The sequence below is a fragment of the Ruegeria sp. CF4 genome, assembly GCF_056537345.1.
This window is the reverse complement of sequence record NZ_JBQFRJ010000008.1, coordinates 81,498-93,425: the sequence shown is the minus strand read 5'-3', so window position 1 is coordinate 93,425 and position 11,928 is coordinate 81,498. Positions and strand designations below refer to the sequence as shown.

Genomic DNA, 11,928 nt, shown 5'->3' with positions numbered 1-11,928 from the left:
CTTTTTGTTATGGTGCGGCCTTTGTCTGGTGGCCTTAGGTGCAGATCACCGCACAGCACTCGTGCAGTTTTCGTGCAGAGCGGGGTTTATGGCTGAAACCCCCTTCCCCTCGCCTGTCCCTCTGGCTAAGACGGTCCCCCAACCGTCTGTCAGGAGGCCCCTTTGGACCGCATCGCCCGCACCATCGCCACCGAGATCAATGCCCGCCCGGAACAGGTAGGGGCCGCGGTCAAATTGCTGGATGAGGGGGCAACGGTGCCCTTTGTCGCGCGCTACCGCAAAGAGGCGACCGGCGGGTTGGATGACACACAGTTGCGTACCCTGTCCGACCGGCTGACCTATCTGCGCGAGCTTGAGGCCCGGCGCGAAGCGATTGTGAACTCGATCAAGGATCAAGGAAAGCTGACCGATGATCTGATCAAATCCATCGCGCAGGCCGAGACCAAGGCGCAGCTGGAAGACATCTACCTGCCTTACAAGCCCAAACGTCGAACCAAAGCTATGATCGCCCGTGAAAATGGCCTTGAACCGCTTGCCGATGCCATTCTGGCAGAGCGCTCGGCAGATCCCGAAGCATTGGCCGAAGGGTATTTGGGCGACGCCGTCCCGACCACCAGGGACGCCCTGAACGGAGCACGCGACATCATCACCGAGCGGCTGACCGAGAATGCTGCACTTTTGGGAGAGCTGCGCAATTTCATGCAGCGCGAGGCATTGTTGACCGCCAAGGTGATCGAAGGGAAAGAACAGGAAGGCGCGAAGTTCAGCGACTATTTCGATCATACCGAGCTTTGGGCCAAAACCCCTTCGCATCGGGCGCTGGCGATGCTGCGCGCTTCGAAAGAGGGGATTGTAACGCTGGATATCGCGCCCGAGCCCGAAGCCGGTGCCGCGCGGGCTGAGGCGATGGTCGCTGCCCATCTGCATACAAGCGGTGATGGCCCCGGTGACAAATGGTTGCGCAAAGTTGCCGGCTGGACCTGGCGCGTGAAACTGTCGCTTTCGATGATGGTCGAACTGATGGCCGATCTGCGCAGCCGCGCGCAGGATGAGGCGATTCAGGTGTTTTCGCGCAATCTTAAGGATTTGCTGTTTGCCGCCCCTGCAGGCGCGCGCGCGACGCTGGGTCTGGACCCGGGCATTCGCACCGGCGTCAAGGCCGCTGTTGTGGATGAAACTGGAAAGGTCGTGGCAACTGATACGCTTTATCCGTTCCAACCCAAGAACGACCTGCGCGGAGCCCAAGCCGCCATCCTAAACCTGATTGCCGCCCACAAGATCGAGCTGATCGCCATCGGCAACGGCACCGCCAGCCGCGAGACCGAGCGGATGGTGGCTGACACACTCGCGCTGCTGCCCAAAACGGTCAAGGCACCCACCAAAGTTGTCGTGTCCGAAGCCGGGGCCTCGGTCTATTCGGCCTCGGAACTGGCGGCACGTGAGTTCCCGGATCTCGATGTCTCGCTGCGCGGCGCGGTCTCGATTGCCCGCCGTCTGCAAGACCCACTCGCCGAGCTGGTGAAGATCGAACCCAAAAGCATCGGTGTAGGCCAATACCAGCACGATGTGGACCAGCACCGCCTGTCTCAATCGCTGGAGTCGGTGATCGAAGACGTCGTGAACGCAGTGGGCGTCGATCTGAACACCGCCTCAGCGCCCCTGCTGTCGCACGTTTCGGGCCTCGGGCCCGGTCTGGCCGAAGCCATCGTGACCCATCGCGACATCAACGGGGCCTTCACCGCGCGCAAGGACCTGCTGAAGGTGGCGCGGCTTGGTCCCCGTGCCTTTGAGCAATGTGCAGGCTTCTTGCGTATCCGCGAAGGGGCGGAACCGCTGGACGCCTCATCCGTCCACCCCGAGGCTTATGACGTCGCCCGCCGCGTTGTCGCCGCATGTGGGCGCGATATTCGACAGATCATGGGCCATGACGGAGCCTTGAAGGGGCTGCGGGCCGAACAGTTTGTTGATGATACATTCGGCCTGCCGACCGTGCGCGATATCTTTGCCGAACTGGAAAAACCGGGCCGGGATCCGCGGCCCAGCTTCAAGACCGCTTCGTTCACGGACGGGGTCGAGGAAATCACCGATTTGAAACCCGGCATGGTTCTTGAAGGCACCGTCACAAATGTCGCCGCTTTCGGCGCATTCGTAGATATCGGCGTGCATCAGGACGGATTGGTACACGTTAGTCAGTTGGCCGACCGTTTCGTCAAAGACCCGCATGAAGTGGTCAAGACCGGTCAGGTCGTCAAAGTGCGAGTGGTTGAGGTGGACGTACCCCGCAAACGCATCGGGTTGACGATGCGCAAGGATGGTGGTGCCTCGGCGCGCGAAGATAAAGCCGCGCGCGGGCCGCGCAAACCCGCGCCTCATGGCAAACCCAAGAGCGTTCGGAGTGGAAAGCCAGACCACAGCACGCAAAACAGCGCCTTTGGCGACGCACTTCGGGATGCGCTGAAATCCAAGTAGCCATTGCGGCTGAACATCAGGCGCTGCACTCACGCTGTATCGTCGATTGATGAAACCGGGCCGCTGTTGTTCCAAAACGGCCCGCGCATCTCTGCCATACTCAGCTCAAATCAACCATTTGCAAGCCAGTCTCCCATATGTAAAATCTCCAATATCAAGCAAAACATAAGAAATTCTTATAGCTATACCCACGAGGATCCGATGCGCCACAGTCAGCTCAAAGCCTTCCACAATGTTGCGCTCCATGGTGGGTTCTCGACTGCGGCCGAAGCGCTATTTCTGACCCAGCCCGCAGTTTCTGAGCAGGTGCGAAAGCTGGAACAGGATCACGATCTGCTGCTGTTTCAGCGCGAACGCAGACGCGTTTCTTTGACACCTGAGGGCGAGAAGTTGTTTCGCTTTACCAAGCAATACTTTGAAATCGAAAGTCAGATCGAGGACTATCTGTCGGAATCGAAAGCGTCGATTGACGGCGAATTACGGATCATCGCTGACTCGGCCCATCATCTGACGGATTACCTGGGCCCATTTCGTGCGATGTACCCCAACATCACGATCATGGTTCGATCCGGAAATACGAATGAAATTCTGGAAGAACTGCGAGCTTACAATGCCGAAATCGGTATTGTGGGCAGCCCTTCACCGGGCAGCGACATGACGATGCTCAATCTGGGTGCCACCAACATCGTAGCCTTTGCCGGGCGCGGAGTGCTGCCACTTTCAAAAACATCACTGTCGTTCAAAGAGCTCAAGACGCTGCCACTTATCTTTCGCGAACAAGGTTCCAAAACCCGTCAGAAACTTGAGGAAGAGGCACGTCGCAGAAAAGTCACTCTGAAACCCGCCATCGTCGCCGAAGGGCGCGAAGCAGTCCGCGAACTGGTGGCCTCGGGGGCGGGCATCGGCTTTGTCTCACGCGCGGAGTTCGGGCGCGATGACCGATTGCGCCAGATCGAACTGGCAGATGTCGATCTGCAAATGGGCGAAAGCATGATCTATATGACCCAGCGCCACGAGGTGAAGGTCATCCGCGCGTTCATGGACTTCGTCCGACGCGTTCAGGATGAAAAGCATTCGGAAACAACCGGATAAAACCGGGGCCCGACACGCGCGAACCCTCATTCGTCGCCTTTGTAATACCCGATCACATCGTTTTCTGTTGTCGCCCCTAGGCCGTTCAACAAACGGTTTGAGTAGTTGAAATAAGCACAGACCTGATTGACTTCGAGGGTCCTCGATATCCGTCTTTGCACCGGTGCAAACGTAGGGGTATCGGGCATGGTCATGCAGGACGGATTTTTGCTTGGAACCAGCTCGAAATTCTACGAACTCTATGGGTGGGAGCTGCGCGAGCCCTTGGCAGTTCAGTTCGAAAGCAGCCGCCCGCTGGGTTTCCCGGGCCACCCGATGGATGTGCATAGCGCCGAGATGCATTATGCAAAAAATCGGTAAGATGTTCGAGCTCGACCCGCTGACCATGCATTCTTGGCATGCCGGGATTCATCCGAGCCGTGCCTATTCTGCCTCCACGCATCAGAATTTCGATAAGTGGAGCGGCTCGACCTTTGGCAACCCGCGACCACTGCACTTCCACACCCGCGGGCATTACGCGCTGGGTGAGATTTCGCTGAACATTCTGGACCCAACCATCCGCGTTGAAGGGATCGTGATATGGGGCTGAATCCAGAATGCATCCCGGGTGGCGCCCAGATCCAGAGACATACCCCGGCGTCAAAACGGTTTTTGATGCAACGGCGCGGACTATGGGACAGGGTTCCCATGGCAGGCTCAGCGTGTCCTGATCAGCCTGCCGCTTCTGTAATGGTCCCGCGAGACAAAGGCAGCTTATGGTGCGAGCAGGCATCCTTGAGCGTAATAGCCATGCCCTCAGCGTCGCGATAGATCACGATCTCATCGTCGAATATCCGCACAGCGCTGAGTTCGCGGCCAAAGTCCTCAGACCGGCCAGCGACGTACCTGCTGTCTCGGATAATCCCCTCAGCACCGGCCAGATCAGGAGGCATTAGGCTTACTCCGAAAACACGTCATAGGCCTTTAGCGCCTTGGCGCTGTAGGCATAGGACGGCCCTCCGCCCATATAAGTCGCCATCGCCAGCGCCTCGCACAGCTCGTCACGCGTCGCGCCCAGCCGGACCAGCGATTTAACATGAAACCCGATGCAACTGTCGCAGCGAGTGGCGATCGCGATGCCAAGCGCCATGAACTCCTTGGTCTTTTCGCTCAGCGCACCATCGGTCTTGGCCGCCTTGCCCATGATGCCGAACCCGCGCACGGTTTCGGGTACCTCTTTCGAGAAAGCCCCGATATTGGCCTCGGTCTCGGCCATGAAATCTTTCCAGTCCATCACTTGCTCCTTATCCGCGCTCATCCGCGCCCATGCGGCGTTCCAACCAGCGCACGCCTGCACTGATGATCAGAACCAGGACCAGGTATTCAAAGATCAGCAGTGTATAGATTTCCAGCGGGCGGTATTCCGTCACCACCAGCTCGTTCGCTCGTCGGGTCAGTTCCTGCATTCCGATGACGCTGGCAAAGGCACTCATCTTCACGATGTAGATAAACTGGTTCGCCAGCGGTGGCAGGATACGCCGTATCGCCTGCGGCAGGATCACGTAACGCATGGTCTGCACATAGTTCAGCCCGACGGTCTGCGCCGCCTCGCGCTGTCCGCGGGCGATGGATTGAATACCTGCGCGATAAATCTCGGCCGTGAACGCGCTGTCAGAGATCGCCAGAGTGATAATCGCGCCCCAGAACGGATCGATGGGCACGTTCATCCCCATCGACTGGAACACGATGGGCAAACCATAAAACACCCAGAACAACATCGGCAGCAGGGGAATGGCGCGAATGAATTCGACATAGACCCGGTTGACCAGCCGCCAACCCCGTTTCTCGGACAACCCTGGCAAAGCTACCAACAGGCCAATCACGATCGAAAGGACCGCGGCGATCAACGAGATCAGGATCGTCGAGCCCATCCCGGAAATCAGGAATTTGACATTCGTCCAGCCCGAGTCCGTTGTCGGATTGATGACATACCAGCCCCAGGTCTGGGAAGATGAGCAGCCTGCCAGCAACAGCAGCGGCGATATCAGAAATAGTTTTCTCATCGGCCCCACCTAATGCTGCAGAATTTGACTGAGGAATTTACGGCACCGCTCGGATTGCGGATTGATAAAGAAGTGCTCGGGGTGCCCTTCCTCTACAATCTCGCCCGCATCCATGAAGATCATCTTGTCGGCCACCTTCCGGGCGAAGCCCATCTCATGGGTGACGACGACCATGGTCATACCTTCCTGCGCCAGTTCGACCATCACATCCAGAACCTCCGAGATCATCTCGGGGTCAAGTGCCGAAGTCGGCTCATCAAACAGCAGCACACGGGGTTCCATGCACAACGAGCGTGCTATGGCGACACGCTGCTGCTGGCCGCCCGACAATTGGATGGGCCGCTTGTCTGCCTGATCCGGAATATGTACCCGTTCAAGGTAATGGCGGGCTTTTTCTTCCGCCTCTTTCCGGCTTAACCCCCTAGCCTTGATCGGGCCCAGCGTTAGGTTCTCCAGCACGCTCAGGTGCGGAAAAAGGTTGAATTGCTGAAAGACCATGCCGACTTCGGAACTGATCGCAGCAACCGACTTGGGGTCATTCGTCAGCTCGACACCATCAACCCGGATCGTGCCTTTCTGATGCTTTTCCAATTGGTTGATGCAACGGACAACGGTCGACTTACCCGATCCGGAGGGTCCGCAGATCACCACCTTTTCGCCGCTTCCGACCGTCAGGTTGATATCCTTGAGAACATGAAAGGTGTCGAACCATTTGTTCACATTCACAAGTTCGATGGCGGCGTCTGGCATTGGCTGGCCTGCCCCTATTTCAGTCTTAGTTGAATATTTTCTTGAGGTTATCTTTCTCTTTGCGCTTAAATCAACAAAGAACACGGCATCAAGGCCGAAACGCCACCAACAGGAGAGATTGATGAACACTTTTTTGAAAGCTGCGGCAGCAGCCGCGCTTGGACTGGTATTGTCCGGCGCAGCACAGGCACAATCAGCTCTGAACGAAGTTCTGGATTCCGGCGTTCTGAAGGTCGGCACAACTGGCGACTGGAACCCGATGTCACTGCGTGATCCCGCAACCAACAGCTACAAAGGTTACGACATCGACATTATGAACGAGCTCGCGGCTGATCTGGGTGTTGAGGTCGAATATGTACCCACCGACTGGAAAACACTGGTGAATGGTGTGGTGGCGGGGAAGTATCACCTGACCGGCTCGGCCTCGATCTCACCGCCGCGGATGAAGGTCGCCGGTTTCTCAGACAGCTACATCGCGGTGGAGTTGTTCCCCTATACGACCAAAGACAAGGCGGACAAGTTTGACGGGTACGAGTCGATCAACCAACCGGGTGTGACCGTTGCCACAACCTTGGGCACCACCTTCGAGAAACGGGTGCGCGAGTGGTTCCCAAATGCCGAGATCAAAGTGGTCGAAGCCCCGGCCCGCGGTTTTCAGGAAGTGATCGCCGGGCGCGCGGACGTGTTCATCACTTCGAACATCGAAGGGTCGACGCTGGAACAAAAGTTCCCTGTCGTTCGCGTAAAGAACGCCGGTCCCCGCTCTCCGTCGCCTATCGCGATGATCCTTCCGCAGGCTGATCAGGTTTGGATCAACTACGTTAACAACTGGATCGAGGTGAAGAAGGCGCAGGGATTCTTCGAAGAAAACCGCAAGAAATGGGGTCTCTGATTGCATTGGGCGCCCGGTCAGTTTGCCGGGCGCTTTTCACTCAGACTGCCGTCAGGGCAGATTGATCGCGGGCAAACAAGACATCTCCGACAAATGCAGCACCCGCCAGAGGTACGAGGTCGACCATGCGACCTTGCTCCACAAGGAAAGTCGAATGCTGAGTGGCTTTTAGCTTCACCTAAACCTTAATTTGATGCGCATCGATAGCAGTGTCGAGCAACTCGGGATGCACCGCCCGCGACAAGCGCTCAATCTTGTCCCAAGATTTCATGGGCCTCCCTGCCGACCGGCAATCTTCTTTCGCTAAGTTACGCCCATGATCCGACTTTGTCAGACGATCTGAATTTTAGCTCTTTGCATGCGTGGTGCGCGGTGTCGAAAGCAAAAAGCTTGTGATCTACAGACTCGACAGGCGCGCAGTCTACACGCCATCTTACAGAGGTGTTGAGAACCAATTCTATGGGATAACGCACTGATGTCTAAAGCGCTGCGGAGATGGACAATGCTAATGGGGTTGGTCGCCATTTTTTCGTTGTGGTCCCTTCCCGGGTCAGAAGCCCGCGCCCAAACACAGGCCACCAACGATTGGACCGATGTGCGTACTGTTCTGGATCGACGCTGCGTGGTTTGTCACAGCTGCTATGACGCGCCTTGTCAGCTGAAACTAACCTCGGATGAAGGTCTGTTGCGTGGCGGCAGCAAACAGGCGGTTTATCACACCGAACGCCTCTCGGATGCGCAGCCCACGCGGCTGGGGATAGATGCGCAGTCCGCTTCGGAATGGCGCGGGCTCGGGTTTCACCCGGTCACGCCCGGACTGCTTGAACGGTATCTCGATCTCGGGCGCAACAGCAGCCTGTCGCCAAACGAACCGGTCCCGGATGCGCTCGGCCTCGCGTTGGACCGGCCCCTTGTTTGTCCGACACCAGACGAGTTCGATGATTTCCGCAAGGCCCACCCGCTGGCTGGAATGCCGTATGCAACCGCCCCGTTGAGTGACCAAGACTACGCCCTGCTGACATCATGGATACGCGTCGGCGCACCAGCGACCGCGATCCCCGAGAACATCCCCCACGACATCCAAGGGCAAGTCACCGAATGGGAGGGCTTTCTGAACGCTCCCGATCTGCGCAGTCAATTGATGAGCCGGTATATATACGAGCACCTCTTTCTGGCTCGACTGCACTTTGAAGGGGACAGCGCAAGCAGGTTTTTCCAGCTCGTACGCTCGCGCACGCCCACAGGTGACGAGATTGACGTGATCGCGACCCGCCGCCCGTTCGATGATCCTGGTACTGCGACCTTCTATTACCGGCTTCAGCCCATTACGGAAACGATCGTGCACAAAGAGCACCTGGTCTATCCCCTGAGCCCGGCGCGCATGACGCGATACCAAAGCTTGTTCCTTCAGCCCGACTGGGCTCCCTCGAGCCTGCCCGGATACGGCGAAAGCGAGGGCGGGAATCCATTCACCACATTTGCCGATATTCCACCGCGCAGTCGCTATCAGTTCCTGCTCGACGACGCGCTGTTTTTTGTACGCAGCTTCATTCGCGGCCCGGTCTGTCACGGCGAAACGGCGGTCGATGTCATTGAAGATCGTTTCTGGGTCAGCTTTCTGGACCCTGATGCAGACCTGTCTGTTACGGACCCAAGCTATCTAGCGGATGGTGCCGGATATCTCGAATTGCCTGTCTCAACCAGTGAAGGTGGAACACTGGATCAGTTGCAGGGGTTCTCGCACAAAAATCAGGTGCAATACCTCAAGTTCCGCGACGCACGCTATGGGAAAAGTGAGGCGCACAGAACCGGCTTGGGTTATGATGCGATCTGGGACGGCGGCGGCACCAATCCGAACGCCCTGATCACCGTATTCCGCCATTTCGACAACGCCTCGGCAATGACCGGACTTCATGGCTCAATCCCCGAGACTGCGTGGGTGATCGACTATCCGATTTTTGAGCGTATCTACTACAATCTGGTGGCTGGCTACGATGTCTTCGGCCGTGTCGAGCATCAGTTGACAACGCGGCTTTATATGGATGAACTGCGTATGGAGAGCGAAGACACTTTCCTAACCTTCCTGCCAAGAGCTGTACGGCCCCGGATACACCGAAGCTGGTATAAGGGCGCGCTCAGTGAGATTCATACCTATTGGCACCGCCGCCATGTCGACGGCAGTTTTCCGACGGGGATCACCTTTGACACGGAAAGCCCAAAGCAAGAATTTCTTCTGGCGTTGCTTGATCGTGGTGCCGGGCTTTGGCCCCTGACCGACCCGATCAATAGATGCGATAGCCCTAACTGCGCGCCTTCGGATAGCGCCTCGGATCTGGAACGCCAGCTGCGTCCGCTTGCCGATCAGTCGGGGAACTGGGTGCAATTCCTGCCCGATCTTTCGATTTTGTTAGTCGAAGATGGCGCGGACACACCACAGGTTTTCTCGCTGATCCACGACAAAGCGCATGACAACGTGGCGTTTCTGTTTAACGAGGCACACCGGCGCGATCCGCAATCCGATCGGCTGACAATCCTGCCGGGATTAATCGGCAGCTATCCGAACTTCTTTTTCAACGTCGAACTGGCTCAGATCGACAGTTTTGTCGACACCCTGCTGGCTGTGAAATCCGACGCCGATTGGATGCAACTGATTGAAACCTTCGGCATACGCCGAACGAGCCCCGATTTCTGGGCGCTGAGCGATCAGGTACAAGATGCTATGGTTCGGCAGGATGCGGTTCAGGCGGGAATACTGGACCTCAATCGCTATAAGGACCCCCAGCCGAGCGACGATCCAACCTGATCTCAGATCGACGCAACACACGCACACACTACACCCGAACGTGAACCAAGAGGAGCGCTCGACCAGAATACATCTGTCGCCACACGTGTTTACTTCAGCGGCGATCGAAAACCGCTGAATCAGAGGACGGGCGCGGCAGATGGCGTTCAATCGCAGGGATATCAAAGCCAATGGTCGGGGGAGCGTGGCGCAGCAGGTGCGGCTTTGGTCCGGTCTGATTTTGCTGGTCTATGCAACCGTCCATTTCATCAATCACGGGCTTGGGCTGGTCTCATTGCGCTGGATGGACAGCATGCTGTCCGTCATGTCCGCGATCTGGAGCTCGTTCCCCGGAACAATCCTGCTCTATGGAGCGTTCGCGGTTCATATCTTACTGGGCGCGTGGAGCATTCTGAGCATCCGCAGTCTGAAAATGCCGTTCTGGCGCTGGTTCCAGATCGCGCTGGGGCTGGCCATCCCCTACTGGCTGGTCAGCCACATCATCGTCACGCGCGGCTCTGAACTGGTGACAGGTGTCCCGGTGACCTATCTGCAAGAGCTGTCGCTGCTCTGGCCTGTCTCCGCCATCAAACAGAACGCACTTTTGCTGCTGGTCTGGGTTCATGGCCTTATCGGTATTCATTTCTGGTTGCGACCGAAACCTTGGTACAAGGACGGGCTGTTAATCCTTCTGCCCTTCGCCATCGCTGTACCTATCGTCGCCGTGGCCGGATGGATGACCGCCGCCAAACGCGAGGCATTGCGGCTGAGCCTGACACCTGAAGGACCCGAAGCCGTCGATTTGGCCGCGCGGGTGGCTACAGTGCGTGACGCGGTGTCAGAGTATCAGGCCATCGCGCAAGGTTGGGTTGCCATTATCCTCAGCTGCTTGCTGCTGTTCTTCGTGATCCTGTACATCGCACAAGGCCTTCGCCGTCAGGTGCAGGTCACCTATGGAAACGGACTAACCGTGAATACGGCCCCCGGCAAAACCCTGCTGGATGTCAGCCGAGACAATCGCATCACCCATATGTCTGTCTGCGGTGGGCGTGCGCGCTGCTCGACCTGCAGGGTCGTCGTGATGTCCGATCAGGGCGGGCTCAGCCCCATAGGTCCAGCCGAGCGCAAGCTGCTGGACAAGATCAATGCCGAGCCGAACATGCGGCTGGCCTGTCAGGCCCGCGTGGTTGGCGATGTCAGTATCCGTCCAATCATTCAACCTCGACGCGCCGTGTCGACCCCGCTGCAATCGGACCCCTTCGGCTGGGGCATCGAGCGTGAAGTCTGCGTACTGCAACTCAAGATCAAAGACTTCCGCCCATTTGTGGACAAGACTCTGCCCTATGACGTCGTTTTCGTGCTCAACCAGTTGCTTGATCTGATGGTTGAGCAGATCGAGGCCCAGAACGGACATATCGACAAGTTCACCAATGATGGGCTGACGGCAGTTTTCGGGCTTGAGACCCATAAAGCCGAAGCTGCACGATCCGCGCTTTACGCTGCCGCGCGATGTCAGGAATTGGTTGAGGGCACCGATGGCAAGCTCCCCAGGAACCTCTCTGCACCGCTGAAGATCGGCATCGGCATCCATTCCGGGCGCGCCGTGATTGGGCGCGTGGGCAAAAGCTCGGACCAGATTGCGCCCAGCCCGGTCACCGCGATTGGGACCGTTTCACTGGTCGCCGATGCATTCGAGACCATTACCCGCACCTCGGAGGCCGTTATCGTATATTCGATATACGTGCATGAGCTGTGCGGCCTAGGCATCCCCAACATGCTAGGTCAGACCGGGGGGATCACGATCAAGGGTCTGGCAGGGAAAGTTGATGCCGTTATCGTGAAAAACAGCAGCCCGCTGCGCAAGAAACTGGAGCTGACCCAACGCCAAAGGACGTAGCCGA

General features: G+C 57.5%; 12 protein-coding genes. 7 read left to right on the top strand and 5 right to left on the bottom strand.

Going from position 1 to position 11,928, the window contains the following annotated elements:
• The first annotated feature begins 162 nt into the window (after positions 1 to 162).
• Together ACR0NF_RS16130 and ACR0NF_RS16125 are read left to right on the top strand one after the other, a co-directional pair.
• Entirely contained in the window at positions 163 to 2,469 is a 2,307-nt protein-coding gene (locus ACR0NF_RS16130) for a Tex family protein (RefSeq protein WP_480472423.1), read from the top strand.
• A 201-nt stretch (positions 2,470 to 2,670) separates the two neighbouring features.
• Positions 2,671 to 3,561 carry a LysR substrate-binding domain-containing protein gene (locus tag ACR0NF_RS16125; RefSeq protein ID WP_480472421.1) on the top strand — a complete coding sequence of 297 codons (891 nt, stop codon included), beginning with the start codon at positions 2,671 to 2,673 and terminating at the stop codon, positions 3,559 to 3,561.
• 26 nt (positions 3,562 to 3,587) lie between these two features.
• Here ACR0NF_RS16125 and ACR0NF_RS16120 read toward each other — a convergent pair whose 3' ends face one another.
• Positions 3,588 to 3,749 (bottom strand): hypothetical protein, encoded by a 162-nt coding sequence (locus ACR0NF_RS16120; protein WP_480778578.1) that lies wholly within the window; start codon positions 3,747 to 3,749, stop codon positions 3,588 to 3,590.
• A 4-nt stretch (positions 3,750 to 3,753) separates the two neighbouring features.
• Between ACR0NF_RS16120 and ACR0NF_RS16115 the strand changes: the two genes are divergently transcribed.
• Both ACR0NF_RS16115 and ACR0NF_RS16110 read left to right on the top strand, forming a co-directional pair.
• Complete coding sequence (locus tag ACR0NF_RS16115) at positions 3,754 to 3,921, top strand: hypothetical protein (RefSeq protein WP_480472419.1); 168 nt, start codon at positions 3,754 to 3,756, stop codon at positions 3,919 to 3,921.
• A gap of 1 nt (position 3,922) precedes the next feature.
• Entirely contained in the window at positions 3,923 to 4,150 is a 228-nt protein-coding gene (locus ACR0NF_RS16110) for a hypothetical protein (RefSeq protein ID WP_480778577.1), read from the top strand.
• 121 nt (positions 4,151 to 4,271) lie between these two features.
• Here ACR0NF_RS16110 and ACR0NF_RS16105 read toward each other — a convergent pair whose 3' ends face one another.
• From ACR0NF_RS16105 to ACR0NF_RS16090, 4 genes are read right to left on the bottom strand one after another with little or no spacing between them, the layout of a single operon-like run.
• Positions 4,272 to 4,493 carry a Rieske 2Fe-2S domain-containing protein gene (locus tag ACR0NF_RS16105; protein WP_480472417.1) on the bottom strand — a complete coding sequence of 74 codons (222 nt, stop codon included), beginning with the start codon at positions 4,491 to 4,493 and terminating at the stop codon, positions 4,272 to 4,274.
• Positions 4,494 to 4,498: 5 nt separating this feature from the next.
• Positions 4,499 to 4,834 (bottom strand): carboxymuconolactone decarboxylase family protein, encoded by a 336-nt coding sequence (locus ACR0NF_RS16100; RefSeq protein WP_480778576.1) that lies wholly within the window; start codon positions 4,832 to 4,834, stop codon positions 4,499 to 4,501.
• Positions 4,835 to 4,844: 10 nt separating this feature from the next.
• Entirely contained in the window at positions 4,845 to 5,603 is a 759-nt protein-coding gene (locus tag ACR0NF_RS16095; protein WP_480472413.1) for an amino acid ABC transporter permease, read from the bottom strand.
• 9 nt (positions 5,604 to 5,612) lie between these two features.
• Entirely contained in the window at positions 5,613 to 6,353 is a 741-nt protein-coding gene (locus ACR0NF_RS16090; protein ID WP_480778575.1) for an amino acid ABC transporter ATP-binding protein, read from the bottom strand.
• A 121-nt stretch (positions 6,354 to 6,474) separates the two neighbouring features.
• On the opposite strand from ACR0NF_RS16090, the gene ACR0NF_RS16085 reads away from it, so the two are divergent.
• The 3 genes from ACR0NF_RS16085 (at position 6,475) to ACR0NF_RS16075 (ending at position 11,924) form a co-directional block, all read left to right on the top strand.
• Entirely contained in the window at positions 6,475 to 7,245 is a 771-nt protein-coding gene (locus ACR0NF_RS16085) for a transporter substrate-binding domain-containing protein (RefSeq protein WP_480472409.1), read from the top strand.
• A 502-nt stretch (positions 7,246 to 7,747) separates the two neighbouring features.
• Positions 7,748 to 10,048: a fatty acid cis/trans isomerase gene (locus tag ACR0NF_RS16080; RefSeq protein ID WP_480778574.1), complete on the top strand. Its 2,301-nt coding sequence runs from the start codon at positions 7,748 to 7,750 to the stop codon at positions 10,046 to 10,048.
• A gap of 139 nt (positions 10,049 to 10,187) precedes the next feature.
• Positions 10,188 to 11,924: an adenylate/guanylate cyclase domain-containing protein gene (locus ACR0NF_RS16075; RefSeq protein ID WP_480778573.1), complete on the top strand. Its 1,737-nt coding sequence runs from the start codon at positions 10,188 to 10,190 to the stop codon at positions 11,922 to 11,924.
• The last annotated feature ends 4 nt before the right edge of the window (positions 11,925 to 11,928 follow it).